This window comes from Allosphingosinicella deserti (genome assembly GCF_003012735.1).
Lineage (GTDB): Bacteria > Pseudomonadota > Alphaproteobacteria > Sphingomonadales > Sphingomonadaceae > Allosphingosinicella > Allosphingosinicella deserti.
The window spans coordinates 697,158-722,674 of record NZ_PXYI01000001.1; the positions used below are offsets into that span (position 1 = coordinate 697,158).

Annotated in this window: 27 protein-coding genes; 12 read left to right on the top strand and 15 right to left on the bottom strand. The window is 67.0% G+C overall.

Going from position 1 to position 25,517, the window contains the following annotated elements; genetic code table 11:
* Positions 1-76: 76 nt before the first annotated feature.
* The 3 genes from C7I55_RS03210 to C7I55_RS03220 all read right to left on the bottom strand — a co-directional run bounded on the left by C7I55_RS03210 (position 77) and on the right by C7I55_RS03220 (position 3,664).
* Positions 77-448, bottom strand: a complete 372-nt coding sequence (locus C7I55_RS03210) for a hypothetical protein (RefSeq protein ID WP_106511402.1) — start codon at positions 446-448, stop codon at positions 77-79.
* A gap of 116 nt (positions 449-564) precedes the next feature.
* Positions 565-2,541 (bottom strand): ATP-dependent zinc metalloprotease FtsH, encoded by a 1,977-nt coding sequence (gene ftsH, locus C7I55_RS03215; RefSeq protein WP_106511672.1) that lies wholly within the window; start codon positions 2,539-2,541, stop codon positions 565-567.
* A gap of 205 nt (positions 2,542-2,746) precedes the next feature.
* Positions 2,747-3,664: a DUF481 domain-containing protein gene (locus C7I55_RS03220; RefSeq protein WP_106511403.1), complete on the bottom strand. Its 918-nt coding sequence runs from the start codon at positions 3,662-3,664 to the stop codon at positions 2,747-2,749.
* A gap of 44 nt (positions 3,665-3,708) precedes the next feature.
* Between C7I55_RS03220 and C7I55_RS03225 the strand changes: the two genes are divergently transcribed.
* Positions 3,709-4,836, top strand: a complete 1,128-nt coding sequence (locus tag C7I55_RS03225; protein ID WP_158266265.1) for a hypothetical protein — start codon at positions 3,709-3,711, stop codon at positions 4,834-4,836.
* Positions 4,837-4,925: 89 nt separating this feature from the next.
* Here C7I55_RS03225 and C7I55_RS03230 read toward each other — a convergent pair whose 3' ends face one another.
* The 4 genes from C7I55_RS03230 to C7I55_RS03245 all read right to left on the bottom strand — a co-directional run bounded on the left by C7I55_RS03230 (position 4,926) and on the right by C7I55_RS03245 (position 8,030).
* Positions 4,926-6,392, bottom strand: coding sequence for an ammonium transporter (locus C7I55_RS03230; RefSeq protein ID WP_106511405.1), 1,467 nt, complete (start codon positions 6,390-6,392; stop codon positions 4,926-4,928).
* A 115-nt stretch (positions 6,393-6,507) separates the two neighbouring features.
* Positions 6,508-6,846, bottom strand: coding sequence for a P-II family nitrogen regulator (locus tag C7I55_RS03235; protein WP_106511406.1), 339 nt, complete (start codon positions 6,844-6,846; stop codon positions 6,508-6,510).
* An 11-nt stretch (positions 6,847-6,857) separates the two neighbouring features.
* Positions 6,858-7,601 (bottom strand): TorF family putative porin, encoded by a 744-nt coding sequence (locus C7I55_RS03240; protein WP_106511407.1) that lies wholly within the window; start codon positions 7,599-7,601, stop codon positions 6,858-6,860.
* A gap of 270 nt (positions 7,602-7,871) precedes the next feature.
* Positions 7,872-8,030: a helix-turn-helix domain-containing protein gene (locus C7I55_RS03245; protein WP_233222013.1), complete on the bottom strand. Its 159-nt coding sequence runs from the start codon at positions 8,028-8,030 to the stop codon at positions 7,872-7,874.
* Between the two features lie 220 nt (positions 8,031-8,250).
* Here C7I55_RS03245 and epsC point away from each other — a divergent pair, with 220 nt between their 5' ends.
* Positions 8,251-8,949, top strand: coding sequence for a serine O-acetyltransferase EpsC (gene epsC / locus C7I55_RS03250; protein ID WP_106511409.1), 699 nt, complete (start codon positions 8,251-8,253; stop codon positions 8,947-8,949).
* Positions 8,949-9,284, top strand: coding sequence for a DUF2794 domain-containing protein (locus C7I55_RS03255; RefSeq protein WP_106511410.1), 336 nt, complete (start codon positions 8,949-8,951; stop codon positions 9,282-9,284). Before epsC ends, C7I55_RS03255 begins: the two co-directional genes overlap by 1 nt.
* 198 nt (positions 9,285-9,482) lie before the next feature.
* On the opposite strand, the gene C7I55_RS03260 is transcribed toward C7I55_RS03255, so the two are convergent.
* The 3 genes from C7I55_RS03260 to C7I55_RS03270 form a co-directional block, all read right to left on the bottom strand.
* A complete protein-coding gene (locus C7I55_RS03260; protein ID WP_106511411.1) occupies positions 9,483-10,049 on the bottom strand; it encodes an outer membrane beta-barrel protein in 567 nt (188 codons plus the stop codon).
* A 181-nt stretch (positions 10,050-10,230) separates the two neighbouring features.
* Positions 10,231-11,883: a COG3904 family protein gene (locus C7I55_RS03265; RefSeq protein ID WP_106511412.1), complete on the bottom strand. Its 1,653-nt coding sequence runs from the start codon at positions 11,881-11,883 to the stop codon at positions 10,231-10,233.
* Positions 11,884-12,008: 125 nt separating this feature from the next.
* Positions 12,009-12,902: a LysR family transcriptional regulator gene (locus tag C7I55_RS03270; protein WP_106511413.1), complete on the bottom strand. Its 894-nt coding sequence runs from the start codon at positions 12,900-12,902 to the stop codon at positions 12,009-12,011.
* A 96-nt stretch (positions 12,903-12,998) separates the two neighbouring features.
* Between C7I55_RS03270 and C7I55_RS03275 the strand changes: the two genes are divergently transcribed.
* Positions 12,999-14,108 carry an aldo/keto reductase gene (locus C7I55_RS03275; RefSeq protein ID WP_106511414.1) on the top strand — a complete coding sequence of 370 codons (1,110 nt, stop codon included), beginning with the start codon at positions 12,999-13,001 and terminating at the stop codon, positions 14,106-14,108.
* A gap of 54 nt (positions 14,109-14,162) precedes the next feature.
* Here the strand turns inward: C7I55_RS03275 and C7I55_RS03280 are convergent, their stop codons facing one another.
* Positions 14,163-15,629: a PAS domain S-box protein gene (locus C7I55_RS03280; protein ID WP_106511415.1), complete on the bottom strand. Its 1,467-nt coding sequence runs from the start codon at positions 15,627-15,629 to the stop codon at positions 14,163-14,165.
* A 163-nt stretch (positions 15,630-15,792) separates the two neighbouring features.
* On the opposite strand from C7I55_RS03280, the gene C7I55_RS03285 reads away from it, so the two are divergent.
* Together C7I55_RS03285 and C7I55_RS03290 are read left to right on the top strand one after the other, a co-directional pair.
* Positions 15,793-16,062 (top strand): GlsB/YeaQ/YmgE family stress response membrane protein, encoded by a 270-nt coding sequence (locus C7I55_RS03285; protein ID WP_106511416.1) that lies wholly within the window; start codon positions 15,793-15,795, stop codon positions 16,060-16,062.
* A gap of 17 nt (positions 16,063-16,079) precedes the next feature.
* The gene (locus C7I55_RS03290; protein ID WP_106511417.1) at positions 16,080-16,613 is read left to right on the top strand and encodes a general stress protein; all 534 of its coding nucleotides are present in this window, start codon (positions 16,080-16,082) and stop codon (positions 16,611-16,613) included.
* Positions 16,614-16,884: 271 nt separating this feature from the next.
* Here C7I55_RS03290 and C7I55_RS03295 read toward each other — a convergent pair whose 3' ends face one another.
* The 3 genes from C7I55_RS03295 to C7I55_RS03305 all read right to left on the bottom strand — a co-directional run bounded on the left by C7I55_RS03295 (position 16,885) and on the right by C7I55_RS03305 (position 19,711).
* Positions 16,885-17,967 (bottom strand): hypothetical protein, encoded by a 1,083-nt coding sequence (locus tag C7I55_RS03295; protein ID WP_106511418.1) that lies wholly within the window; start codon positions 17,965-17,967, stop codon positions 16,885-16,887.
* Between the two features lie 58 nt (positions 17,968-18,025).
* Positions 18,026-18,946, bottom strand: coding sequence for an SDR family NAD(P)-dependent oxidoreductase (locus tag C7I55_RS03300; protein ID WP_106511419.1), 921 nt, complete (start codon positions 18,944-18,946; stop codon positions 18,026-18,028).
* Between the two features lie 246 nt (positions 18,947-19,192).
* Positions 19,193-19,711 carry a hypothetical protein gene (locus tag C7I55_RS03305; RefSeq protein WP_106511420.1) on the bottom strand — a complete coding sequence of 173 codons (519 nt, stop codon included), beginning with the start codon at positions 19,709-19,711 and terminating at the stop codon, positions 19,193-19,195.
* A 165-nt stretch (positions 19,712-19,876) separates the two neighbouring features.
* Between C7I55_RS03305 and C7I55_RS03310 the strand changes: the two genes are divergently transcribed.
* The 5 genes from C7I55_RS03310 (at position 19,877) to C7I55_RS03330 (ending at position 23,412) form a co-directional block, all read left to right on the top strand.
* Positions 19,877-20,284 carry a hypothetical protein gene (locus C7I55_RS03310; protein ID WP_106511421.1) on the top strand — a complete coding sequence of 136 codons (408 nt, stop codon included), beginning with the start codon at positions 19,877-19,879 and terminating at the stop codon, positions 20,282-20,284.
* A 16-nt stretch (positions 20,285-20,300) separates the two neighbouring features.
* Positions 20,301-20,579, top strand: a complete 279-nt coding sequence (locus tag C7I55_RS03315; RefSeq protein ID WP_106511422.1) for an HPr-rel-A system PqqD family peptide chaperone — start codon at positions 20,301-20,303, stop codon at positions 20,577-20,579.
* A complete protein-coding gene (locus tag C7I55_RS03320) occupies positions 20,576-21,439 on the top strand; it encodes an HprK-related kinase A (RefSeq protein ID WP_106511423.1) in 864 nt (287 codons plus the stop codon). The genes C7I55_RS03315 and C7I55_RS03320 overlap by 4 nt, the downstream gene beginning before the upstream one ends.
* Complete coding sequence (locus C7I55_RS03325; RefSeq protein WP_106511673.1) at positions 21,436-22,437, top strand: nucleotidyltransferase domain-containing protein; 1,002 nt, start codon at positions 21,436-21,438, stop codon at positions 22,435-22,437. Before C7I55_RS03320 ends, C7I55_RS03325 begins: the two co-directional genes overlap by 4 nt.
* A gap of 99 nt (positions 22,438-22,536) precedes the next feature.
* Positions 22,537-23,412 (top strand): alpha/beta fold hydrolase, encoded by an 876-nt coding sequence (locus tag C7I55_RS03330; protein ID WP_106511424.1) that lies wholly within the window; start codon positions 22,537-22,539, stop codon positions 23,410-23,412.
* Between the two features lie 6 nt (positions 23,413-23,418).
* Here C7I55_RS03330 and gph read toward each other — a convergent pair whose 3' ends face one another.
* Positions 23,419-24,081, bottom strand: coding sequence for a phosphoglycolate phosphatase (gene gph, locus C7I55_RS03335; protein ID WP_106511425.1), 663 nt, complete (start codon positions 24,079-24,081; stop codon positions 23,419-23,421).
* 77 nt (positions 24,082-24,158) lie between these two features.
* On the opposite strand from gph, the gene glmU reads away from it, so the two are divergent.
* Positions 24,159-25,517, top strand: coding sequence for a bifunctional UDP-N-acetylglucosamine diphosphorylase/glucosamine-1-phosphate N-acetyltransferase GlmU (gene glmU, locus C7I55_RS03340; protein ID WP_106511426.1), 1,359 nt, complete (start codon positions 24,159-24,161; stop codon positions 25,515-25,517).

The window sequence follows — 25,517 nt, forward strand, 5'->3', positions numbered from 1 at the left end:
ACGAGCGCGCTCGGCGCATATTCGTCGTTCCAATCCTTCTTTCTCCTGCCGACGCCGCCGGCAGCCGATCGACTGATCAGCTGCAGGGAAATTTCCGGGAGAGCACTGCCTTGAGGCCGTCCTTCAGCTCCACCCGGCTGCGCTGCGCTGCGGGGATGGTTCGCAGCTGCGCCAGCATCTCGTTGGGCGTCAGGCCGCCGCCCTTTGCGGGTGGACAATAAGCGGGCTTGCGGCCGGCTTTCTGTGCCGCGAGACGCTCCGAGCGCAACTGCTTCGAGGCAGTTTCGACCTCACCTTTGAGCAATTTGTAGTCGCTCGAGAACAGGGCCATCATTCCCTTCTTCTCGAGTGCGTCGGCTTTGAGCAGGAAATCGGCGACGTTCATCGCATTGGCTGAGGTCACCGGCGCCGCAGCGAGCAAGGCGGCCGCGATCAATTTGGTCTTCATGTCCCCTCCACCGAGAGCGCTCGTGATGCGAACGCAAGAACGGCCGGAGAGGTCTGCTCTCCGGCCGTTCTCAATCATGCAGTGAAAAGTGTTGAAATCGAGGCGCTTTCGCTGGCTCAGGCGCCTTGTGGTGCCGGATCGCCGAATGGGCCCCGCGGCGGCTTGCGGGTGCTCGGGATCGAAGAGCCGGCGGTCGGCAGGCTCGGACGGCGCGAGGAGGAATCCTCGCGGCCGATATCCTCGCCGCGGATCACCCGCTTGGATTCCTCGCCCGACAGCGTCTCGAACTCGAGCAGCGCGCCGGCGAGCCGGTGGAGCTCGTCGATCTTGTCGGTGAGCACCTTGCGCGCCGTCGCTTCCGCTTCCTCGATCAGCCGCCGCACCTCGCTGTCGATGAGACGCGCGGTCTCCTCCGACACGCTCTGGCTGCGGGCGACGCTGTGGCCGAGGAACACCTCTTCCTGGTTGTCGCGATAGCGCAGCCAGCCCAGCTTCTCGGACATGCCATATTCCATCACCATCGAACGGGCCATGTCGGTGGCCTGCTGGATGTCGTTGGAGGCACCAGTGTTGAGCTCGTCTGCACCGTAGATGAGCTGCTCGGAGATGCGGCCACCGAAGCAGAGCGCAAGCCGTGCCTTCATCTGCTTCATCGACATCGAGTAGCGGTCGCGCTCCGGCAGGTTCCAGGTCACGCCAAGCGCACGGCCGCGCGGGATGATCGTGACCTTGTGGAGCGGATCGCAGCCCGGGACATGGAGCGACACGAGGGCATGGCCGGCCTCGTGATAGGCGGTCGCCTTCTTCTCGTCCTCGGTCATGACCATGGACTTCCTCTCGGCGCCCATCATCACCTTGTCCTTGGCTTCCTCGAACTCCTTCATCGCAACCAGGCGCTTGCCCTTACGGGCCGCGGTCAGCGCCGCCTCGTTGACGAGGTTGGCGAGGTCGGCGCCCGAGAAGCCGGGCGTGCCACGCGCGATCGTACGCGGATCAACGTCCGGCGCCAGCGGCACCTTTTTCATGTGGACGGCAAGGATCCGCTCGCGGCCCTCGATGTCGGGGCGCGGCACGACGACCTGGCGGTCGAAGCGGCCGGGACGGAGCAAGGCGGGATCGAGCACGTCCGGACGGTTGGTCGCGGCGATGATGATGATGCCTTCGTTGGCCTCGAAGCCGTCCATCTCGACGAGCAGCTGGTTCAGCGTCTGCTCGCGCTCGTCATTGCCGTTGCCGAGGCCGGCGCCGCGATGGCGTCCGACCGCGTCGATCTCGTCGATAAAGACGATGCAGGGCGCGTTCTTCTTCGCTTGCTCGAACATGTCGCGGACGCGGCTGGCGCCGACGCCGACGAACATCTCGACGAAGTCGGAACCCGAGATGGTGAAGAAGGGCACGTTCGCCTCACCGGCGATCGCACGGGCGAGCAGCGTCTTGCCGGTACCCGGAGGGCCGACGAGCAGGGCGCCCTTGGGGATCTTGCCGCCGAGGCGGGCGAACTTGGTCGGATCCTTCAGGAAATCGACGATCTCCTGCAGCTCCTCGCGCGCCTCGTCGATGCCGGCGACGTCGTCGAAGGTGACGCGGCCATGCTTCTCGGTGAGCAGCTTCGCCTTGGAGCGGCCGAAGCCCATCGCACCGGAGCCCGCATTCTTCTGCATCTGACGCATGATGAAGAAGGCCACGCCAAGGATCAGCAGGAACGGCATCGCCTGATAGAGCAGGATCAGCCAAACGCTGGTCTGCGGCTCGGGCTCGCCCTGGAACGAAACGCCCTTTTCACGAAGACGCGTGGTCAGCTGGGGATCGGGCACCGCATTGGCGCGGAAGGTCTCACCATTGGTGAGCTTGCCCGAGATCACTTCCTTGCTGATCGCGACTTCCTTGACCGAGCCTTCGTCGACACGGTTGAGGAATTCGGAATAGGCCATGCCGTTGGCGCCGGCGCCGCGGCTGCCGCCGTCGACGATCTGCACGAACAGGATCAAGGCGAGGAGGATACCGGCCCAGATGAAGAGGCTCTTCATCCAGGGATTACCGCCGCCATTTTGCGGGTCCTTGTCGGGGCTGCGGTTGTCGCGATTGTCGGGCATGAATACTCCCATCGAAGCGATGTCCCGGGCACCCTCCAACAGGGTCAGCCGCCGGCCATCGCGCTCGGCATTAAGCACGTTGTTCCTTACATAGGAATTCGGCGCCCATACGCAATGTAGACTCGCCCGGTGAACGGAGGATTACGGCAGGCGGCTTTCGCGCGGCCGTTCCGACGCCGACGGAGCAGGATCCGGATCGACGGAGTCAGAAGCTGTAGACCAGGGTCGCGCGGCTCAGCGTATCGATATTGCTGCCGCCCGCGCCGATCCTGTCCTCGTAGCGGACATCGTAGGAGAAGCGCGCCTTCAAAGGCCCGAGCAGCTTGGCGTCAAGGGAGGTGAGGGCGTTGGCGCTGCTCTGGCCGTCCTCGAGATAGAAAGCGCTGGTCTGCTTCAGCTCCAGCGTCGGCGCGATCGCCCAGCGGAAATTGACCGAGGCGCGCGCCGCGAGGCTGGTCTCGGCCGGAAGCTCGACGGGCTCGACATGGCGAAGCGCGGGCCCGCCTTCGAATTCCAGCTTCGCCTTGGCGCTGGTGATGATCGTGTAACCGAGCCCGCCGCCAAGCGTGTAGCGGCTGTCATAGCCCTGGTTCTGGTCGGATTCGAACTGGGCGAGACCGTAGGTGTAGAGGCGCGGACCGAATTTGTAATTGGGCTGCCACGAGGCGATGAAGCGCTCTGTGTTGACGACGTTGCGGCCGTCCTGGACCTCGGCGCGGGCATCGATCTTGTGCCGCCAGTTCAGCCCCTCCTTGTTGAAGCCGAGCGAGCCGTAGAATCCGACATAGCTGGTTTGGCCCGTCGAGCGCGAGGCGCCGATTTCGACCTGGCCCTTCCAATTGTCGAACAGACCGGCCTTGGCGAGCTCTTCCTCATGTTCCTTTTTCCGCGCCGCTTCGGCCTCGGCAACCTGCAGTCGCCAGACCTTGAGCATGTCATCGATCTGGGCACCGGCAAGGGGGTGCGTTTCCCGGGCCAGGCGGATCACCGTCTCGATCGTCTTCGCATCGCCGCTCGCGATCGCCGCCTCGATGATGGCGCGGACGCCGTCCGGCAGCGGCGGGGCGAGATCGGCCGGCGCTTGGGCAAGAAGCAGCACGGGCAGGAACGCGGATACGGGCATGGCCAAGTCGCTAATGCGAATCGGGGACCGGATGCAACCGCCGGGTGGCCGCAATCGACGAGCCGCGTCGAAAAGCCGTCAATAATCATATTGTGCGTAGTCGCAGTTCAATCCGCCCGCTAACCGGCGTGCGGGGGAAAGGGGGGCGCCCAGGCGCGATCTTTCTTCCGAACCGGACACAGAAAGGTCGTATTATTTCCATGCATTTGCGTAAGTCGTTCCGCGCGGCCGCTGCCGCCCTTGTTCTCGTGACCGCTTTCACCCCCGCCTCGGCCCCCGCCCAGTTCGGCGCGCTACGCGACGTCGCCGGCCGCCTGGGCGGCGAACTCGGCGTCGGCAAGATTCTCAAGGGCAAGGGGCCGATCACCACCGCCCTGCCGGATGCGAAATGGGGCGATCCGAGCAAGGACGGGTTCGTCCCCCGCGAAGCCAAGAGGGGGCTGGCCGAGCTTCAGCGCACGCCCAATGGCGGCTTCGTGCTGCAGCCGGGTTACTGGGCAATGGCGGCGCAGAGCTATTGTCTGCATGCCGGCACCCACGGGCCGGGCGGCGGCGAGGGCTATCTCTACGCCCCGCCCGAAGGCAGTGCCAGGGACGCGGTGATGACCATCGTCCGCAACTCGGTGAACCATCCGGACATCGATCAGCACGACATTCAGGCCCTGCTGTGGGCGATCCTCTCACGCGCCAAGTTCGAGGATCTCGGCAACAATCTGAAAACGGTGGCGGCGCGGCTGCTGACCCCGCGCCAGCTCGCCTCCTTGAACCGCTCGGCGCTCGACATCCTGAGCGGCCCGGCGCTGCAGAATGCGATCGGCGGAGTGCCGGAACCGCTGCGCACGATCATGGAAGCCGAGGCCGATCTGCGGCGGATGCTGACCACGCCCGGAACCACTTTCGCCGAGCTCGAACGCGCCGCGGTACTCGCCGGGATGGCGCCGATCGGGCCCGGCAGCCTCGACATCCCCGAGGGCCGCTGGAGCCATCATCCGGACGGTTACTGGATTCGCTATCTGCCGCGCGGCTACAGCGAGACGATGATCGAGATCTGGGTTCCGCAAGGCAGCCCCGGCGTCGGCAAGGAGTTCGATCCGGCCACCCATATCGCCGTGCCGGGCAACACCTCCCGCCAGCGCTTGCTCCAGTCCGGTCGCCCGCGCCGGGAGAGCTGAGGCAGATCCACGTCAAATCAAAACGCCCCCGGGGACGGGTCCCGGGGGCGCTTCGGCAACCGCTCGCAGGCGGTCAGGGGTTGCAACGCTTACGGGTTGTACGCGCGCTCGCCATGCTCGTTGATGTCGAGACCTTCGCGCTCGAAGTCCGCGGCGGGACGAAGCCCGATCGTCTTGTCGAGAGCGAAGAAGAGCAGCAGCGAGACGCCGCCCGAGAACACAAGGGTGAGGCCAACCGCCTTGAACTGCGTGATCAGTTGGGCGCCCATGTCGTAGGCACCGGGAACCGCTGGCATCACGGTATAGTCGAAGAAGCCCTGTCCGCCGAGCGCCGGATCGGCGACGATCGCCGTGCCGATCGCGCCGACGATGCCGCCCACGCAGTGGACGCCGAACACGTCGAGCGAGTCGTCATATTTGAGCTTGTTCTTCACCGTGGTGACGAAGAAGAAGCAGACCACCGAGGCGACGGCGCCGAGGATGATCGAGGTCACCGGCGCCCCGAAGCCGGAGGCCGGGGTAATCGCGACCAGGCCGGCGACGGCGCCGGTGGCAGCACCGAGCAGCGACGGCTTCTTGTGGACGATCTGCTCGACCAGGGCCCAGGCCAGCGCCGCTGCGGCGGTCGCGACGAACGTGTTGATGAAGGCCACCGCGGTGACGCCGTTGGCTTCGAGGTTGGAGCCGGCGTTGAAGCCGAACCAGCCCACCCAGAGCAGGGATGCGCCGATCATCGTCATGACCAGAGAGTGCGGCGGCATCGGCTCGGCCTTGTAGCCGAGGCGCTTGCCGATCACGATGCAGCCCGCGAGGCCTGCAATGCCGGCATTGATGTGGACGACGGTGCCGCCGGCGAAATCGAGCGCGCCCATTCCCCAGAGATAGCCGGCATCCTGCGACACGATCGCGCCGGCCGCGTCCTTGACCACCGTCGGTGCGAGGAAATCCGGACCCGCCCAATACCAGACCATGTGGGCCATCGGGAAATAGACCACGGTCAGCCAGATTACCACGAACAGCATCAGCGGCCAGAATTTCACACGCTCGGCGAACGCGCCGACGATGAGGGCCGGAGTGATGCAGGCGAAGGTCATCTGGAACACGACGAACGCGAATTCCGGGATGTAGACGCCGTTCGAGAAGGTTGCCGCCAGGGTGGTCCCGTCGACTCCGGCGAGGAAGGCCTTGGAAAGGCCGCCCACGAACGGGTTGCCGCTGGTGAAGGCGAGGCTGTAGCCCCAGCCGACCCAGACCAGGGAGGCGATCGCGACGATCGTCAGCACCTGCATCAGTACCGACAGCATGTTCTTGGCGCGAACCAGGCCGCCATAGAACAGTGCAAGGGCCGGGATCGACATCATCAGCACCAAAGCCGAAGAGATCAGCATCCAGGCGGTGTCACCCTTGTTCACCATATCGGCTGTCGGCGTGAACGCCGCGGCAGGTGCCGCCGGTGCCGCGGGCGCCGCCGCGTCCTGTGCCCAGGCCGGCATCGCCAGGAAGGCATTCAGCGCCAGCGCGCCCATGCCTCCTGAAATCCGAGTTGCGAGCTTCATGATTGTCCCTCTGCTTTCGGGCCGGAGTTCGGCTTCGGTGGCCGCTCCTGCTCCTGTCCCCTTGTTCCCCGGCGTGCCGGCGGCTGTGCGCAGCCCACCATCCACGCCCCGCGCCTCACAGCGCATCGTGATCGGTCTCACCGGTGCGGATCCGGAGCGCCTGCTCGACGTCGAGGACGAAGAGCTTGCCGTCGCCGATCGAGCCGGTCTTGGCGGTCTGCTCGATCGTCTCGACGACGCGGCCCGCAAGATCGGCGGCGACGACGATCTCGATCCGAACCTTCGGCACCATGTTGGTCACGTATTCGGCGCCGCGGTAGATTTCGGTCTGGCCCTTCTGCCGGCCGAAGCCGCGGACCTCCGAGACGGTCATGCCCTGGACACCGATGCTCGAGAGTGCCTCGCGCACCTCGTCGAGCTTGAATGGTTTTATGATCGCAATGATGAGCTTCATGCCGTCCCCCTTCAGAATGCGACGCCGACCGACGCGACGACGCCGGCCTTGCTGGCATTGCGGCCGCTCGGCGTGATGAACGTCCCGTCGGTGTCGACGTACGACACGCCGAAGGTGAGGTTCTTGAGCGTGTAGGACGCGCCCAGGCTCCAATCGGTATATTCGTCGCCGATGGTGAGATAGCTCGGGCCGAAGCTGTGGCCGAGATGGGCGGAGAGGCTGATCGGCGTGCCGGGCAGAGCGCCGGAAAGATCGGCGGCGAGATAGAGATTGTCTTCATCGCCGCTGCCGATGGTCAGCGCGGACTGGCTCGGCGCATAATTGGCGGTCGCCTTGGCCGTGACGGCGCCGAAGGTGTGCGAGACCGAGATATAGGGCTCGACGAAGTCCGTGTTGGCGTTGCCGCCGCCGGGATAATAATAATAGAGCACGCCGCCATCGATCGTGGTCCCACCGAACGTCTTCTTGTAGCCGACGACGAAGTCGATCTCCTGATCGGATCCGGCGGCGACATAGTCATCGATAGAGGAGCCCCAGACGCTGCCGTAGAGGCCGGATTGGTGGGACACCGAAAGGCTGCCCTGGACGGCGAACCTCTTGTCGGTCTGCGAGATGCCGCGGAAGCGGTAGTCGGAAACCAGGGTGGCGCCGCCGTTGACGCTGAAGCCGCCGCCCAGGTCTTCGGCGGCTGCCGGCGCGGCCGCTGCCACGGTTACGGCGACGATAAGCGCCTTGGAAGTTCGTGTGAGGTGCATCGGGAGTCCCCCTTGTTCGGCCGTACGCGACCTTGTTGTTTTCGGGATCCCGTCTCTCCGTTGGACGGTTTCGCCCGAACCGGCAGCTTGCGTGCGGGTGCTGCAGCGCACAACGTGAAATGTTCACCGCTGCCGTGAGGGGCTCGAGATGGACTTGAGAGGGAATATGGCAGGTTTCGGAGCCTGCGTCAGGATCGGACGCGGCCAGGCGGTGGCCGGCGCGTTTATGCTCGACGGGATCCTATTTGCAGGGAATCGTCACCTGGCCGGTTAGAAGTTGCGGCGTTGCGCCGCCAGCATCATCCGGATCAGCATTGCGACGGGGCGTGGAACGCCGACCTTGCCTTGCACCCACAGGCTCACCGAAGAGCGGGAAACGCCAATCGCTTCGGCGAGATCGCCGTGCGTCTTGTAGCCGAGCTTGGCCATGGCCCGGCGCAATTCCTCTGGCGGCATCGAAGCGGCGAGTGGATCCATCAGCGGCGAGAACCTTCGTATACCATGGATGCGGGATAGCCTTCGCACATGCACAAGAGCAAGCGTGCCGGTCTTCCAACGTGGGACAATGTGCTCGAGCGCTCCGCCTCTACTGGCAATTCGTCGGCGGGCAGCTTATCTTGCGCCGCTTGAGCGGTTCGAAGGACATTTGATGCTGGCGGGTCTCGTCTCCTATCTCGATTCGATCAAGGCCCGTGATCCGGCGCCGCGCACCCGGTGGGAAATTCTCCTCTATCCGGGGGTATGGGCGCTCGGGCTTCACCGGATCGCGCACTGGCTGTTCCGCGGCGAACTTTATTTCCTCGCCCGCCTGATCAACCATGTCGCGCGCTTTTTCACCGCCATCGACATCCATCCGGGTGCCGTCATCGGGCGCAATTTCTTCATCGATCACGGTTTCGTGGTGATCGGGGAGACGGCGGTGATCGGCGATGAGGTCACGATCTACCAGCAGGTGACGCTCGGCGGCACCAATCCGGCGAACGGTGAACCCGGCAAGCGCCATCCGACGATCTCCGACGGCGCGATCATCGGCTCCGGGGCGCAGGTGCTCGGCCCGATCGTGGTCGGTGCTCGCGCCCGCATCGGCGCCAACGCCGTCGTCACGCGTGACGTGCCCGAAGGCGCGACGATGGTCGGCATCCCCGCGCGTTCCACCCTGGTCTCGGTCGACCGCACCTCCGGCAATTTCCTGCCCTACGGAACACCCTGCTCGGAGACGCTCGATCCCGCCACACAGAAGCTGGAGATCCTGCAATGCGAGGTCGAGCAGCTGCGCAAGCGGCTTGCCGAACTGCTCGAGGAGCGGGATGCCGGCGTTTCGGTCGACAAGGAGCGTGGCCGCGCCTGATGGGTGACGTCTACCCTTTTCCGGGGGGCTCCTCGCCTCAGATCGGCTTCACCCGGGCCGAGCTGAGCCGGATCATCGATCTTTACGGCCGGATGGTCGCCGCCGGCTTCTGGAAGGATTATGCGCTCGAATTCGGCAAGGATCATGCCGCCTTCTGGGCGTTCCGTCGCAGCGCCGAGCGTCCCGAATTCAAGATCGAGAAGCGGCCGTCGCTGCGCAACAAACAGGGCATGTGGGCGCTGGTCAACGAAGGCGGCATGGTGCTTCGCCGTGGCCATGAACTGGGCCCGGTCCTCGCGCCGGTCGAGCGCCGACTGATGAAGGTGGTCGGCTGACGCCTGCGGCACAGGAGCCGCGGTGAGGCAGTGTCAGTGAGAGCATGATCCACCTGTCTCGGGCTACGTGTTCGACGGCGCTCGTCCGCTTGGGGGACGGCGGCCCCTACGTGCTTGAAGTCATCTCGGTAAGTTCGTGAAAACGTCGAAGCGGCCGGTCATACGACCGGCCGCTTCGTTGCATTGTCCGGATGTTCGTCAGAACCGGACGTGCGCTCCGATGGTCGGGCGCAGAGTGTCGAACGAAATTGTGTCCACGGCGACACGAATACCCACCTTCTGGCCGACCGCAATGTCGGCTCCGACACCGACGAGATAATCGCCGATCGTGTCGTCGACATCCAGGTCGTCGTCGTCGATCAGGTCCTCGTCGACGCCGAGCAGACCCGCACCGCTGATATTGACCCACTGATAGCCGGCGCGGGCGAAGACCACCGTGCCCGTGCCGGCGCGGAAGCCGACGCGGCCAGCGATGCCGTAGTCGGAATCGATCGGGCCGTTGCCGAGATTGAAATTGCCTTCGACGCCGATCACCGCCGAGGTACCGAGATCGAAGTCGACGCCGCCATAGGCGCCATAGATCAGGCCGGAATCATCGATGTCGAAGCCGCCGGTGTCGACGTCGTCGGTGTCGATGCCGAGATTGTGAAGACCAACCTGCACGCCAACGTAAGGATGGGCGGTCGCAGTCTCCTGCGCATAGGCCACACTGGGAACAGCGAGCGGCAATATCGCAGCGCTCGCGATCAACGCGATTTTCTTCATGTAAATACCCCCTCGTGGCCGCCGACTTCCGGCGACCAGGAGCGGGCTGATGAAAGATATTGGATGCTTGTGCAAGATAGTGCGGATAAATCAGAAGTACCGTGTTCCAAAGGCAACAGTCACCGGAAGTTCTCACTCCTTCGGGGGCTGCTCTCGGCCACTCCCTTCGCTCCTGTCCGGGTCAGGCTTTCGGGCAGCTGGTGACTTCCGCGTCGAACAGGTGGCGGCCGTTGGTGGTGCTATAGGAGTGGACGAAGCGAACGCCGTCCCGCAGGGCCTTCGCCACTTGGGGCTGACGGCAGGCCTGCGCGCTCAGCATTTTGGTCATGACCCGTCTGCCGTCCGCCACGTCGAGATTTTCCGCACCCTCGATCATGTAATAATGGGTGAGAGTGAGGCCCGAGGCGGTGGCGCGGGTCAATGTCGTCGCTTCATCGAGTCTCGTCGGCGCCGACGCGTTGGTCTGCGCGGCGGCGGCTTGCAACTCGCGCTGCATCTGGGCTGCGTCGAGCGCCGGCACCGGCGCCGTCGCACCGGCACGCCGAATGACGATCTCGGATCCGGTCAGCACGCCTGCGCTCTCGAGCTCGTAAAAGCTCGGGAACCACATAGTCTCCGCCGGCGTGGTGAGGGCTCGGGCGACGAACGCGGGATCGACGCCTGCGGCAAGATAGGCGTTGCGCATGGCGGCGACGCTCGCCTGCATCTCCGCCGCGTTGAAGCCGGGGAAGTTCGGCGCGTGGAAGCCGATACGGGCACTCTCCTCGGCGGTGCGTTCTCGGCCGGCGAGCAGGATGTTGGTGCAGGCCGACATGCATGCCTTGTCGACCCGCGTGTCCAGGCGCCGCGCCCGCACGATTGCCGCGATGCGCTCCGCTTCGAGGATGCGTCCGCCAGGCGAGGTCAGGACGATGACGGTGACGCCAGGATGGGCCTGCAGCACCGTCTCGAAGCGCTTCGCGGCGCCGCTTGCGATGCTGCCGGCGAGGATCAGCTCGCGGCCGTTCTTCGACACCGTCATGTCGGCGATCGCGCCCATTGAATCGCGGCCCGTCGCGAGCTGACCGAACTCCGCCGCCTGCAGCGCGATGTCCCCCGATCGCAGAAGCGTCGCAACGGCGGTGATGACCAGCATCGCCCGCGCCGCGACGGCCCAGGCCGGCGTGCCGCCGCGGCGACGGTGCCAGTAAGCCGAGCGCCAGATCCCGACCGAGCTCCACACCCACAATATTGCGGAGATGCCCAGATAGGCGAGAATGACGATCGCGAGCCCTTGCAGCGATCCCGATCCGCTCTGGATGCGCTCCGCAAGGGTACGGGTGCCGGCAAGGATGAGGGTCGAGAGCAGGGCGCCGTTCACCCAGTAGGACATCGGCAGCGACAGATTGCCGGCCCAGTGGCGGACGAGATAGTTGCGCCCCGCATAACGCTCGTCGAAGGCGACCACTTGGGCGTCGTAGACGCTGTGGTCGCTATGATCGGGATCGAAGACGAGCTGCTCGTCGCCTTCCTCATAGGCCTTGCCGTACGCCCACATCCTCAGCGTTCCGGCGACCGCAAGGCCGGCGAGGTAGCTCAAGGCGATGCCCATGGGCGGGACGACAATGCCAGGAACGATGTAGTCGGCCAGGGTGAGGGTCAGAAACAGCGTGGTTCCCGCCATCAGCAGCACGAAGGCGATCGCGCAGCTGAGGGCGATGCCGGCGATGCGGTCGTCGATTAGCCGCCGCAGCAACAGCCGGTCCAGTGCCCACGAGAGCAGGAGACCGAGGACCAGTGCGGCGACCGCGGCGCCGGCGAAATGCGCCATGTCGTTGAGTGCGCTGTTGTTCATGATGTTCCCCCCGGACGGTCATCAGGCTAGCAGAGGCCGTGCGGGTGGGAAGAGGCTTTCGGTCGCGAGCCCGGGACAGTTCCTGATGGCCGCGCCCGCAGGCTGGCCGGGGCTCGCCGATCAGCCTAGCGATCGCTCCACCGCAGGGCGTCGATCAGCGCCCGTAAAGCTGGGGTGACCTGCCGGCTCGGATAGTAAAGATGGCAGCCCGGATAAAGCGGGCACCAGTCGGCGAGAACCTGAATGAGCCGCCCGTCCGCGATCTCGTCGGCGACGTCGTGCGCCATCATGTAGCCGAGGCCGACCCCTGCGCGGACCGCGGCACCGGCGAGATTTTCGTCGTTGACGATGAGCTGGCCGGCGACGCGCAGCCTGAGCTCGGTGCCGTCCCGCTCGAACTCCCAGGGAAGGAGCCCGCCGCCGCCGACCAGTCTATAATTGACGCAGAGATGAGCCTCGAGCTCGCCGGGATGTCGCGGCGGCGGATGGCGCCGGAAATAGTCCGGCGTGCCGACGACCACGGTCCTGAATTCCGGGCCGACCGGAACGGCCACCATGTCGAGATCGACGGTTTCGCCGAGGCGAATGCCCGCGTCGAATCCGCCGGCGACCAGATCGACGAGACGATCGTCGACGATGACTTCGACCGAAACGTCGGGGTGCTCGATCAGAAAAGCGGGGAGCCGTGGGGAGAGGATGGTGCGCGCAGCATAGCCGAAGGTGGTCAGCCGCACTGCGCCCGACGGCGCGCCGCGCCAATCGTCGAGCGCGGCAAGCCCCCGCGCCACTTCGGCCAGCGCAGGGTCCAGCGAGCGCAGCAGGCGCTCGCCCGCTGCCGTCGGCGCCACCGATCGGGTGGTGCGCGCGAGCAGGCGCACGCCGAGGCGCGCCTCCAGCGCCCGCATCGCGTGGCTGAGAGCCGAGGGCGACAGGCCCAGCGTGGCTGCGGCGCGGGTGAAACTGCGTGCCTTCGCAACAGCTGCGAACGCTGCGAGATCGTCGAGGCCTCCTCGTTTCATTGCTGCATTTCCTTCACAACCCCTTGTCGCGAACGGCCTCTAATCCTGAGGCGATCATGGTGCCATCTTCCGGTCGTTATCACGGGAGATGCAGCAATGAACCTGACGAACTATCGCACTTTGGGGCGCTCGGGACTGGTCGTCAGCCCCCTGGCGCTGGGCACGATGACGTTCGGCGCCGGGCGCTGGGGGGCCGATGCAGCGACCTCGCGCGCCATCTTCGACGCCTATGTCGAGGCAGGCGGCAATTTCGTCGACACGGCCGACGTCTATTCGGGCGGCGAGAGCGAGGCGATGCTCGGCCGGTTCATCGCCGACCGCGGCAATCGCGACCGGATGGTCGTCGCCACCAAGGCCGGCTTTCCCCGCAGCCAGGGCACGCCGCTCGCCGGCGGCAATTCCGCCCGCAACATCCGCGACGGCATCGAAGGATCGTTGAAGCGCCTCGGCACCGACTTCATCGATTTTTACTGGACCCATGTCTGGGACCGCACCACGCCTCCGGAGGAGGTGCTCCGCGCCCTCACCGATGCGGTGCGCCGCGGCGATATCCTCTATTACGGCTTTTCCAACGCGCCGGCCTGGTATGCGGCCCAGATCGCGACATTGGCCCGTGCCCACGGCCTGCCGGAGCCGATTGGCCTGCAATATTCCTATTCACTGCTCGATCGCGGCGCGGAGCTGGACGTTCTGCCGGCCGGACAGGCGCTCGGCATGGGCCTGGTCGCATGGAGCCCGCTCGGCGCCGGCATGCTGACCGGAAAATACGGACGCGAGAAGCTGGCCGACGCGGGACCCGCAGGAAGCCTGCCCGATCGCGTCGGCGATACCGCGGCGGATGGGAGTGACGGGCGGCTGAACGGCGACAACCCGTTCGGCGGAATGCTGTTCACGGAGGCCAATTTTCACGTCGTCGACGTGCTGCGCGGGGTCGCGGGCGAGATCGGCCGGCCGATGGCGCAGGTGGCGCTCGCCTGGCTCATGGCGCGGCCCGGAGTCTCGTCCGTGCTGATCGGCGCGAGCCGGGTGGCGCAGCTGGAGCAGAATATCGCCTCGCTCGACATCCGCTTCACCGAGGCCCAGCAGCAGCAGCTCGAGGCGGCCGGCGCATTGCCGCTGCTCAGCCCCTATTTCATCTTCGATCTGCCCAGGGACCGCATCTTCGGAGGGCAGTCGGTCGAGCCTTGGGGGATGAGGGAGCGCTGACGATGCAGCGGCCTGGGGCGGCGGAGTGGGACATGTTGCCCCACCAGGACGTGCTCAGGCGCGTGTTCCCATTCCGCGCTCCCGGCCCCAGACCACGGCACCGCTGCGGCGGCTGACGCCGATCTTGGCATAGATCCTTGCGACATGATTGCGGACCGTGTTGCGGGCGATGTCGAGGCGTTCGGCGATGGCGCCATCGTCGAGATCGTCGCAGATCAGCTCGAGGATCTCGCGCTCGCGCGGGCTGAGGTCGGCCGCGGGGGCGCGGGCCTCGGGTCTGCGCAGGGTCGCCAATTTGTCGAGAATGGCCCGGCTGAGCCAGCTCGCATCCTTCATCACCTCGTCGATGGCGTCGGCGAGTTCGGCTTCGCTGCGCCGCCGTTCGGTTACGTCCTGATACACCCAGAGCACGCAGGGCGCGCCGTCGACGCTGATCGTCTCTGCGGACACCAGGCAGTCGACGGCGTCGCCCGCGTGCGACAGCAAGCGACCGTCCTGGTTGCGGATGCTGCCCTGCTCGACGAGATCGCGGTCGAGCGCCTCGCGAGACTGAGCGCTCTCCCAAAGCTGCAGCTCATGGGCGGTCCGGCCAAGTGCATCATCGCCCTCGTAGCCGGTGAGCTTGCGGAAGGCCGCGTTGACCCTGGAGATGCGGTGATCGGCGTCGCGGGTGACCATCATGGCGACCGGCGCCATTTCGAACACCGCCGACAGATGATGTTCGCTCGCGGCAAGCGCCGCCTCGGCCTGCCGCCGCGGCTCGAGGTCGGCGAAGGTGAGCAGAATGGCATCCTCGTCGGTGACGTCGATCGGCTGTCCTGCGAACAGCACCAGCCGCCGCGATCCATCGGCGACCAGCAATTCGGCGCTGGTCTGCGCGACGATCTCCCCGTCTTCGATCCGCTGCCTGACTGCCTGGGGGTCGCGGAGGCTTCCGAGCAGGTCCAGGCCGGACAGGGTCTTGCCGTTGAGTTGCTCCGGAGCGAAGCCGGTCAGCGCCAGAAAGCCTGGATTGGCCTCGGCGATCCTGCGATCCCGCAGCCGGACGAGAATGGCCGGCGCGGGATTGGCGTTGAACATCGCCTTGAAGCGGGCCTCGGCATCGAAGCGCTCCGAGACGTCGCTGAGGACCAGGGCGAGATAGTCGGCCTCGCCGCCGTCCACGTCCATGACGACGTCGCGCACCTGGTGGACCCAGCGCACCTGGTCCTCGCCCGCCGGGGCGACCCCCACGACCAGATCCGGAAAGGTGTCGCCGGCGAGCAGCCGGAAGAGCGGATAGTCGCGATGCTTCAACGGGCGATGCTCGATCGACCATAAGGAGAAACGCTTCGCATAGCCCTCGGCCGTCGATCCGAGTTCGTCGAGCGCGCGAACGCCGTGCATGCGGAGCGCCGCGGCGTTGGCGCTGAGGATCGTCCCGGTCGGGTCGACGAGGATCACGCCGTCGAGCAATTGCGACATCAGCTGCTCGAGGTGGCGCAGCGTCGGTACGTGGGGGGCTCGTGACGGATCGGACATGTCCTCCCAAGCGCTCGAGGCGCGCCGCTGTTCCGAGGCGCAATACCATCGGCCTTAGTGCTGCCGCACCAGTGTCTGCTCGGGAAGCGCTTCGGCCGATCTGAACATTCGAAGCCCGGCGCCCGTTTCCACCGCCATCAAGCATTCAACGAAGGGAACATCCATGGGCTTCATCCTGCTTCTTGTCGTCGGCGGTCTGATCGGCTGGGTCGCCAGCCTGATCATGCGCACCGACGGTCAGCAAGGCATCATCCTCAACGTCGTCGTCGGGATCGTCGGGGCCCTGCTCGCCGGGTTCATCATCACGCCGCTGATCGGCGGTGCGCCGATCACCAGCGGAGAGATCAGCGTGCAGTCCGTCATCGTGTCGCTGGTCGGCGCCGTCGTGCTGCTGGCGATCGTCAACCTCTTTCGCCGCGGTTCGGTTCGTTGAACGCAGGAGACAAGATCATGAGCATGGAACTGGCTTCGGCCATCTTCGACAGCCGCGCGGAAGCGGAACGTGCAATCGCGGAGCTGCGCAGCGCCGGCGTTCCCGATCAGGCGCTCTCGGTCGTGACCAACGGCGATGGCGTGACCGAACGGGTCGACGGCGTCGATGAGACATCGCATGAGGCTCACGGCAGCGTGCTGCGCGGGATCCTCGGCGGCGGTGCGCTCGGCGCCGGCCTCGGCGTGGCGGCGCTCGCCATTCCGGGCGTCGGGCCATTGGTCGCTGCGGGGGCGATCGCCGCCTCCGCCGTGCCCGGAGCGATGGCGATCGGCGCTGCTGCCGGCGCGGCGGCGGGAACCCTCAACGAGACGCTGATGAAGCACGGCATCGACGAGGAGGACGCCGCTTATTACGGCGAACGCCTCGGCAGCGGCGGCATCCTCGTCTCGGTGGATACGCTCGGCGGAACGATCTCGAACGAAGCGGCGCGGGACATATTGTACCGCAATGGCGGCCACTCGTCGCAACAGTCGCGCCTGTCGACTTACTGACCAGGAAGGGGTCGGCCGGCATCCCTGCCGTCCGGCCTCGTACGTCGGGAGGGCGGAGGGCGCACATGGGCCTGATCCCTCCCGCCCACGGCTCCGTGGAGGAGTCGGGGGCGGCGGATTTCAGCCTCGGCGCGGGTGTTTAGTATCGTGACGAGGAGATGGGCGGCCGCTCTCGGCTTCTCCACGAAGTCGTGGACGGCTGATTGGCTCGTGCTGATATGGAAACGGCCGGAGCAGCGCTCCGGCCGTTGAGGTTTGCGCTCTCTGTTTTTCAGGCGACGTCGGCGATCCGGTCGAGCACCGGCAGACGGTCCTGCAGGCCGCGGGGCAGCGGCCGGACGACCGCGGCACGTGCGGTGTGCCAGAAGGCGGAGAGTAGCAGCAGAGCCGAGCCGATGACGAAGGCGGCGAGGGCGAAGTTGAGTTCGACAACGTCGAAGCGGTCGAACAGGTCGATCAGCGCCCACAGCACATAGGCCAAAGCGGAGACGAGCAAGGCGCGACGGTCGATCGCCAGCGCCACGATCCCGAGTATGCCGTAGACGAGCAGCACCAGCATGCCTTCGCCGACGCTGGCATTGCCGTCGTTGAGACCGAGCAGGGTGAAGATCGGATGGACCAGCAACGGCGCCGCCAGCAGATGCAGCCAGAATGCGACGTCGGAGCGTCGGGTCTCGCGGCGCGGATCCGATCCGTCCCACCACATCGCGAACAGGAACACGCCGACGCCGAGCAGAAGTGCTGCGGTGAGGATCACGGTCTCGGTCATCGATTCGCTCCCGACCGCGTAAGCGACGAGGGCGAGGATGACGCCGACCAGGGTCGCCGCGCCGACGGCGACGGTTATCGGGACTCGGAATCGGCGCCAGTGGAGCCAGGTCGCGCCGGCAGCGATCGCTGCGGATGAAGCGGCCGCAAGCATGATCGCGGGCTGATTGTTTTCGAATCGTGCCTCACCGAACGCGAGAACGATGCTGCTCAGCGCAAGCACCAGGATGCCGCCGGTATACGCGAGCAGCAGCAGGATGCTGGGAAGCGCCATTCGCCGCTTGCGGGTGAAGAATTCGGCGAGCCCCCAGGCGGTCGCAGCCGCGAACAGGCCGGCGAAGGGCGAGGGGCCCTCGCCGTCGATCCGGGGGCCGAACGACTGGCCGATCCACGCCACCGCCACCAGCAGGATCGCCGCGGCAATGCCGACGAAGATGTCGTTGAAGCCGGTGATCAGCCGGAAATGCTCTTCATCCACCGCCGGCAGCGCGCGCTGCCCGGCAACATGGTTCCTGAGCGAACGTGCCGCTTCGGGGCTGATCGCCCCGGCGGAGACTGCACTTTCGATATCGGTATCGCTGTACATGGTCCGACCCTCCCTGACGGCGGGATCCTACCACTACGTGTGTTGGTGTGGCAATACACTATGTCGCTGAGGATGTGCCTTGGGTTGCCTGCAGCGCGCGCAGGATGGTCATCGCCTGTTCGGCTCCGGACTGGGGCACGATCTCGCCGCTGCGGTCGGTGATCCTGTCCCAGTTGGCGGCGACCTCCTCGACCGTTCTGCGTCCCTCGGGCAAAGCATAGCCCTGGGTCAGGGTGACGTAGGTGGCCTGGACGACCCCGGCACCGGCGCCGACGATCATGTTGGTCGGAGCGTCCTCGGAAACGAGGTAGAGCGCCGCGGGAACCACATTGTCCGGGTTGAACAAAGCGAGCATGTCCGGCGGGAAGATGTCCTCGGTCATGCGGGTGGCCGCGGTCGGTGCGATCGTGTTGACGCGGATATCGTATTTGGCGCCTTCGAGGTGGAGCGTGCGCGCCAGACCGGCGATGCCGAGCTTGGCAGCGCCGTAATTCGCCTGGCCGAAATTGCCGAACAGCCCGCTCGAGCTGCTGGTCATCAGGATGCGGCCATAAGCTTGGGCGCGCATGATCTCCCACACCGCCTTGGTGCAGAGTGCCGAGCCGAGCAGATGGACCTCGACGACGCTGCGGAAATCGTCAGCGCTCATCTTGGCGAAGCTGCGATCCCGGAGAATGCCGGCATTGTTGATCAGGATATGGACTCCGCCCCAGGTTTCCTGCGCGGAGCGGACCATTGCCTCGACCTGTTCGGGATCGGTGACGCTGGCCCCGTTGGCGATGGCGGTGCCGCCGGCCGCCGCGATCTCCTCGACCACCTTCGCGGCCGCATCGGAACTGCCCGACCCGTCGCGGGCGCCGCCGAGATCGTTGACCACGACCCGCGCGCCGCGCCGGGCAAGCTCGAGCGCATAAGCCCGGCCGAGCCCGCCTCCGGCGCCGGTGACGATCGCGACCCGTCCGTCGAAGGTGATGCTCATGTCCGCTCCATTGCCTGTGTGTCGAGGCGCGGGTGATGGCAGATCGCTCGGAGCGGGGCCAGAGGCGGAAGGGAGGCATGATCCCGATCGGGACGTCGTCAAAGGCGGGGCCGGTTGGACTTGGGCGATCCCGAGGCTGCGGGGGGCTCGGACCCCCCCTCCAACAGCCTTCGGCCAACGCGGCGAGCAGGGAGGATCTTCAAAGGAGAGGGCGCGCCGGGGTGGCGCGCCCTCCTGTACGTGGAGCTACTTGCGGCGGCCGCGCTCGTAGCCCTGCACGCAATTGTCGGTGACGGTGCGGCTGCAGGTCGGGTAATTCTCGGTGCTCGGCTGGGTGGCGAAGGCAGAGGCGCCCGCACCTGTGCCGGCACCCGGCGCCGCGTTCACGCCGGCGGGGACGGTCGCCGGATCCGAGACGACCGGAATGCCGCGGGCGTCGCGTTCGGGCGCGGTGTTGCCGGGGGCAACGGTGCCGCCGCCGGCGGCGCTGCCCGTGGTCATCGCGCCCGACTGGGTGGCGGTGGCGGCATCGGTCGCCACTGCGCTGTCGGTCGTGGCGGTCGTGCTGGTGGTCGACTGGGTCTCCGTCGCGGCGGCATCGGCGGCGGTGCCGGTCGTCGCCTGCGAGTCCGGTGCGGTCTGGGTGTCGGTGGCCGTTTGCGTGTCGGTCGCAGCTGCACCCGGCTCGGCGCCGGTGGTGCTGGTGGTCTGGGCGATGGCAGTGCCGCCGAACGCGATCGCGGCCGCAAAGAAAATGGCTCTCATAGGTTCCTCCTGGTGAGTCAGGCCGCCAAGCCGCGACCTCAAAATCCAAACGCCACCGCAACGATTTCTCTCCCTGTCTCTCGGTGGGACGAGGCAGAATCGCGAGAGGGTGCTTCTTTTCGCAATTTACGGTTATGAAAGGGGCTTGGCATAAAAGCAGGGCGCATGAGCGGACCGGAGAGCGAGATCGGCGAACAGAGCGGCGACCGGCCGAGCCGCAGGGCCGTGCTGGCGCTTGGTGCCGCGGCGGCGTCGACGGTGGTGACGATCCGCCCTGCGCTCGCCCAGACCGCCGGATCGGTGCTCAATTGCGAGATCCCCGTGCCGTCGACCCAGGCCGGCGGCAATTACATCGCCGCCGACGGATCGCTGGTGCCGGCCGGCACCGCCGGTGCCTACCCGCCTGCGCCCCGCCCGATCACCGGCGAGGAGGCCAAGGTGCTGCTCAACGGCGGTCCGACCCCGGCCGGCCTCAATGCCGAGGCGTCGCAGGCCTATGCCAATTACATTCGCCGTCTGCAGGCGGGGATGAGCGGATTTACCTGCTACGCCTCGCTGCAGATGCCGCGCTGATCCGACCCGGGCCGGCATGGCCGGTCCCCGCTACATCGCCGATCCCGAGGATCAGGTGCAATCGGTACCGCTCGAGGGGCTGATCGTCCTTTATCATCGCCCGTCCGGAATGACCCATTTGCTGGCGCCGCCGGGGCCACAAATCCTCGCGGCGCTTGCCGGCGAAGTGGGCGACGCCGAGGCGGTGCTGGCCCGAATCTCCGAGCATTTCGATCTCGCGGCCGACGACCCGGCCGCCGCGATCGCCGCGCGCCTGGGGGAGCTCGAAGCCGCCGGACTGGTGCGACGGGTGTGAGGCACGCGCTTGCGCTCAAGATCGGGCCCGTCAGCTTCCGCATCGGATCCGCTTGGCGAGAGCCGCTGGCACAGCTGGAGCGGCTCTACGCGGGCTATCCGGCTGCCGATGAGGTCGCTGACTTCACCGTGCGCCTGGAGCCGGCGACGCCGTGGCGCCGCTTCGCCCGGCCGTCGGTGGCGATCCGCGGCGATTATACGCTCCCCGACGCCGCGCCGCTGCCGCTCCCGCTCGGGCTGCTCGCTGCCGAAATGGGCATGAACCTGCAGATGGCGCTGGGTCAGAAACGCTATCTGCTGCTGCACGCCGGGATCGTCGCGCGCGACGGGGAGGCGCTGATCCTGACCGGCGCGTCCGGGGCCGGCAAATCGACGCTGGCGGCCCTGCTTGGCGAGCAGGGCTGGCGGTTCATGGGCGATGAATTCGGCCTGCTCGATCCCGAGACCGGGTTCCTCCACCCGTTCCCGCGCGCGATCAGCCTCAAGAATGCGGCTCTGGCGCTGTTCGACGGTGCCGATCCCGGGCGCCTCGGCCCGGTGCTGCGCGGCACGCCCAAGGGCATGATCCGCCACCTCCGCCCGCCGGCCGACGCGATCGCCCGAATGGCGGAGCCGGCGCGCCCGGCCCTGATCCTGTTTCCGCGCTACGGCCGCGACTTCCCCGCAGAGGATCGGCCGGTCGGCGCCGCCGAGGTGTTCGTCCGCCTCACCCAGGCCTCGACCAATTATGTGAGCCTTGGGGCGCGGGGCTTCGACGCGCTGACCGCCCTCGTCGCCGAAGTCCCGGCGCGGGCGATCGATTACGGATCGAGCGCGGAGGCGATCGCAATGGTCGAGCGGCTGTGGGCGGCGCGCGCATGAACGACGCGCGCTTGCTTACCCGGATCCTGGCGGATCCGTCGCGCATCGGGGAGGTGCGTGACTGGACCGCGTTGCTGTGCGCGGCGCGGGCGGAATCGCTCGGAGGCACGCTTGCCTTCCGGCTGGAGGGCTCGCCGGTTCCCCCCAAGGTCGCGTCGATCCTGCTGGATGCCCGCCGCGATGCCGCCCAGGCGCGGACGCAGGCCTTGTGGGAGGCGGAGATGGCGCGGCGCGCGCTTGCCGACACCGGCATTCCGGTGGTCCTCCTCAAGGGCACCGCGTACGCCGCCGCGGGGCTCCCGCCCGCGCTCGGCCGGTCGATCGGCGACCTCGACATTCTCGTGCCCCGGACGGCGCTCCCCCGTGTCGAAGAGGCCCTGCTGGGCGCCGGCTGGGAATGGGTGAAGGAGAATGCGTATGACGATCATTATTACCGGACCTGGATGCACGAGCTGCCGCCGCTGATCCACCGCGAGCGCGACCGGATGATCGACGTCCACCACACCATCCTGCCGCTGACGGCGCGGCGGACGCCGGACGCGCAGGCGATGATCGACGACAGCGTCGCGCTCGGCGACGGTCTGCGCATCCTCGCGCCCGAGGACATGGTGCTGCACGCCGTCGCCCATCTGTTCGCCGACGGCGATCTCGCCGGGGGGCTGCGCAACCTGTGGGACATCGACCGGCTGCTGCGCAGCTTCACCGAGACGCCGGCTTTCTGGTCGCGGCTGGATGCGCGGGCGCGCCGTCACGACCTTCTCGCGCCCTTGCAGCGCGCGCTGAGGCTCGCGGCGCGGTTTTACCGCACACCGGTCGAGCAGGCGCTGGCCGGGCGGTCCGCCGGCGATGCGCTGTACGAACGCCGTCTGCTCGCCCGTGACGGCTGGGGCCGCGCCACCCGCCGCGGCACGCGCCTCGGCTTCTATGTCCGCTCGCACTGGCTGCGCATGCCGCCGATGATGCTGGCGAAGCATCTGCTGGAGAAGGCCCGGCGCTGAGCTGGCCGCCGCGAAGCGCGCCTTGACCTCACGCCCGTCTCGCCGCAGCTTCTCCACGCGCCGCATTGGGGCTGGCGACGATCACAGGGACGAAACCTTATGCTACGCTTTCTGGCATGGCTCCTGCTGCCGTTCGCAGCCACCGCCGTGCACGCCGCCGAGCCGCAATTCGCAAGCGACCGGATCAGTGTCGAGGTGCGCGGCAAGGGCCCGGACGTCGTTCTGATCCCCGGACTGAGCTCGTCGCCCGAGGTCTGGGACACCACGGTCAAGGCGGTGCCCGGCTATCGCTACCACCTCGTCCATGTCGCGGGCTTTGCCGGCAAGCCGGCCGCCGCGAATGCCAGCGGTCCGGTGGTGGCGCCGGTCGCTGCCGAGATCGCGCGCTACATGCAGGCCACGAAGCTCGCCAAGCCGGCGATCGTCGGCCACTCGCTGGGCGGCGCCTGGGCGATGATGGTGGCGAGCCGGCATCCGGACAGCGTGTCCAGGGTGATGGTGGTCGACATGCTGCCGTTCATGGGCGCGATGTTCGGCGGCGGTAACGCAACCCCGGACAGCGTTCGCCCGATCGCCGAGCAGATCCGCCAAGGCATCGGAACCTCCACCGGCGATGCGCGCAAGGCCCAGCTCGAGCAGACGATCGCAAACATGGTGCGCACGGAGAGCCTGCGCCCGCTTGCGGTCAAGCACTCGCTCGACAGCGATGCGACAGCCTCCGGTCAGGCGATGTATGATCTGATCACCACCGATCTTCGGCCGGACCTGGCCCGAATCAAGGTGCCGATGACCGTGCTTTGGGCGCGGGCGCCGAACGCTCCGGTGAACGACGCGCAAATGGCGCAATTCTACAAGCTCTCCTACGCCAACGCGCCGCAGGCGAAGCTGGAGCAAGTGCCCAACAGCTACCACTTCATCATGTGGGACGAGCCTGCCGCATTCCAGGCCAAGCTCAAGGCCTTCCTGGCGGAATGACCCTTATCAGAGGCGCGCGAGCGTTTCCGGCAGATCGCGGAGGGTGTCGATCACGGCGGCGGCGCCGAGCGCCGTCGCCGGGCGATCGCGATAGCCGAAGCTGACGGCGACCAGCGGTAGTCCGGCGGCGGCGGCCGTCTCCGCATCGGTGATCGAATCGCCGACCAGCACGGCCCGGCCGCCGCCTGCCCGGCTCACGGCTTCCAGCAAGGGCGCGGGATCGGGTTTGCGCACCGGCAGGGTGTCGCCGCCGACGATCGCCCGGAAGCGGCCGGACCAGCCGAGCGCATCGATCAGGGCGCGCGCGAGCGCCTCCGGCTTGTTGGTGCAGATGGCGAGCGCTGCGCCCGTGGCGGCGAGGGTATCGAGCATCGCGCCGGCGCCGGGATAGGCACGGGTGGCGTCGCAAATGTGGGCCGCATAGAAGTGCATGAACAGCGAAGAAGCGCGGTTCACGTCTCCGTCGGAGGCGCTTCCGGTTGCTGCGAGGCCGCGGCGGAGCAGCATGCGGACCCCGTTGCCGATCATCGTGCGAACCGCCGCCTCGCTCAGCGTCGCCCGGCCGAGTGTGGCGAGGGTGTGGTTGAGCGACGCGGCGAGATCGGGCGCGCTGTCGGCGAGCGTGCCGTCGAGATCGAAGACGACGGTGTCGAAGGGAAAGGGAGCCATGGCGGCTCCATCCGTTCGCGCTATGGAAATGGCAAGATTTCCGTGCGATGGGCGCGCTTGAGCAAAGAGGGAGCTTCATGAACCCGTCACGGCCTTTTGCCGCCGTCATCCTTGCCGCCGGCAAGGGAACGCGGATGAAATCCGATCTTCACAAGGTGCTGCATCCGGTCGCCGGCCGGCCGATGCTCGAGCATCTTCTCGCCAGCGTCGAGGGCCTCGGGGCCGCGCGCACCGTGGTCGTCGTCGGGGCGGGTCGCGAGCAGGTCGAGCCGCTGGTCGCGCGGCATGGCGGCGAGGTCGTCGTTCAGGATCCGCAGCTCGGCACCGCGCATGCCGTGCTCCAGGCGCAGGCGGCGCTTGCGGGTTTCGACGGCGACGTGCTGATCCTCTACGGCGATGCGCCGCTGGTGCGGCCGTCGACGATGGCGCGGATGCTCGAGCGGCTGCGCGCCGAGGACGCGCCGGCCGTGGTCGTGGTCGCCTTCCGGCCGGCCGATCCGCTCTTCTACGGCCGCATCGTCGCCGATGCCGACGGCACGATCCGCAAGATGGTCGAATATAAGGATGCGACGCCGGAGGAGCGCGCGCTCAACCTGTGCAATTCCGGCCTGATGGCGGCGCGCGGCGCGGATCTGTGGCCGTTGCTCTCGGGCGTCGAGAACGACAATGCCGCCGGCGAATATTATCTGCCCGACATCGTCATGCTGGCGGCGGCAGTCGGCCGCGTCTCGGCGGCGATCGAGACGGAGGCGGACGAGGTCGCCGGGGTCAACAGCCGCGCCGAGCTGGCCGAGCTGGAAGCGATCTGGCAGCGGCGGCGGCGCGCGGAGCTGATGGCGGAAGGAGTGACCTTCGTCGCGCCGGAAACCGTGTTCCTGGCTCATGATACCGAGATCGGCCGCGACACGATCGTCGAGCCCAATGTCGTGTTCGGGCCGGGCGTGCGCATCGCCGAGCGCGTGAAACTGCGCGCGTTCAGCCATCTGGAGGGCGCTGATGTCGGCACCGGCGCCGAGATCGGGCCGTACGCACGCCTCCGCCCGGGCGCCGAGATTGGCGACAGGGCCAAGGTCGGCAATTTCGTCGAGATCAAGAAGGCGCGGCTCGGCACCGGCGCCAAAGCCAATCATCTGAGCTATATCGGCGATGCCGATGTCGGCGCGGACGCGAATGTCGGCGCCGGCACGATCACCTGCAATTATGACGGCTTCTTCAAATATCGGACGGTGATCGGCGAGGGCGCGTTCGTCGGATCGAACAGCGCGCTGGTCGCGCCGGTGGCGATCGGCGACGGCGCGATCGTCGGCGCCGGATCGGTGATCACGGGCGACGTCGAAGCGGGGGCGCTTGCCGTGGCGCGCGGGGCGCAGCAAGTGAAGCCAGGCTGGGCGGCGCGGTTCCGCGCGGCGATGCGCGCCAAGAAGAAAGCGATTTAG

Excerpts from the sequence above, each read along its gene's own strand:
- C7I55_RS03295 (WP_106511418.1), bottom strand. The coding sequence starts at position 17,967 with ATGTACAGCGATACCGATATCGAAAGTGCAGTCTCCGCCGGGGCGATC.
- gph (WP_106511425.1), bottom strand. The coding sequence starts at position 24,081 with ATGGCTCCCTTTCCCTTCGACACCGTCGTCTTCGATCTCGACGGCACG.
- C7I55_RS03325 (WP_106511673.1), top strand. The coding sequence starts at position 21,436 with ATGAACGACGCGCGCTTGCTTACCCGGATCCTGGCGGATCCGTCGCGC.
- C7I55_RS03285 (WP_106511416.1), top strand. The coding sequence starts at position 15,793 with ATGGGCTTCATCCTGCTTCTTGTCGTCGGCGGTCTGATCGGCTGGGTC.
- ftsH (WP_106511672.1), bottom strand. The coding sequence starts at position 2,541 with ATGCCCGACAATCGCGACAACCGCAGCCCCGACAAGGACCCGCAAAAT.
- C7I55_RS03245 (WP_233222013.1), bottom strand. The coding sequence starts at position 8,030 with ATGGCCAAGCTCGGCTACAAGACGCACGGCGATCTCGCCGAAGCGATT.
- C7I55_RS03290 (WP_106511417.1), top strand. The coding sequence starts at position 16,080 with ATGAGCATGGAACTGGCTTCGGCCATCTTCGACAGCCGCGCGGAAGCG.
- C7I55_RS03330 (WP_106511424.1), top strand. The coding sequence starts at position 22,537 with ATGCTACGCTTTCTGGCATGGCTCCTGCTGCCGTTCGCAGCCACCGCC.
- C7I55_RS03310 (WP_106511421.1), top strand. The coding sequence starts at position 19,877 with ATGAGCGGACCGGAGAGCGAGATCGGCGAACAGAGCGGCGACCGGCCG.
- C7I55_RS03260 (WP_106511411.1), bottom strand. The coding sequence starts at position 10,049 with ATGAAGAAAATCGCGTTGATCGCGAGCGCTGCGATATTGCCGCTCGCT.
- C7I55_RS03230 (WP_106511405.1), bottom strand. The coding sequence starts at position 6,392 with ATGAAGCTCGCAACTCGGATTTCAGGAGGCATGGGCGCGCTGGCGCTG.
- C7I55_RS03315 (WP_106511422.1), top strand. The coding sequence starts at position 20,301 with ATGGCCGGTCCCCGCTACATCGCCGATCCCGAGGATCAGGTGCAATCG.
- C7I55_RS03265 (WP_106511412.1), bottom strand. The coding sequence starts at position 11,883 with ATGAACAACAGCGCACTCAACGACATGGCGCATTTCGCCGGCGCCGCG.
- C7I55_RS03305 (WP_106511420.1), bottom strand. The coding sequence starts at position 19,711 with ATGAGAGCCATTTTCTTTGCGGCCGCGATCGCGTTCGGCGGCACTGCC.
- C7I55_RS03270 (WP_106511413.1), bottom strand. The coding sequence starts at position 12,902 with ATGAAACGAGGAGGCCTCGACGATCTCGCAGCGTTCGCAGCTGTTGCG.
- C7I55_RS03300 (WP_106511419.1), bottom strand. The coding sequence starts at position 18,946 with ATGAGCATCACCTTCGACGGACGGGTCGCGATCGTCACCGGCGCCGGA.
- C7I55_RS03255 (WP_106511410.1), top strand. The coding sequence starts at position 8,949 with ATGGGTGACGTCTACCCTTTTCCGGGGGGCTCCTCGCCTCAGATCGGC.
- epsC (WP_106511409.1), top strand. The coding sequence starts at position 8,251 with ATGCTGGCGGGTCTCGTCTCCTATCTCGATTCGATCAAGGCCCGTGAT.
- C7I55_RS03275 (WP_106511414.1), top strand. The coding sequence starts at position 12,999 with ATGAACCTGACGAACTATCGCACTTTGGGGCGCTCGGGACTGGTCGTC.
- glmU (WP_106511426.1), top strand. The coding sequence starts at position 24,159 with ATGAACCCGTCACGGCCTTTTGCCGCCGTCATCCTTGCCGCCGGCAAG.
- C7I55_RS03235 (WP_106511406.1), bottom strand. The coding sequence starts at position 6,846 with ATGAAGCTCATCATTGCGATCATAAAACCATTCAAGCTCGACGAGGTG.
- C7I55_RS03220 (WP_106511403.1), bottom strand. The coding sequence starts at position 3,664 with ATGCCCGTATCCGCGTTCCTGCCCGTGCTGCTTCTTGCCCAAGCGCCG.
- C7I55_RS03280 (WP_106511415.1), bottom strand. The coding sequence starts at position 15,629 with ATGTCCGATCCGTCACGAGCCCCCCACGTACCGACGCTGCGCCACCTC.
- C7I55_RS03240 (WP_106511407.1), bottom strand. The coding sequence starts at position 7,601 with ATGCACCTCACACGAACTTCCAAGGCGCTTATCGTCGCCGTAACCGTG.
- C7I55_RS03210 (WP_106511402.1), bottom strand. The coding sequence starts at position 448 with ATGAAGACCAAATTGATCGCGGCCGCCTTGCTCGCTGCGGCGCCGGTG.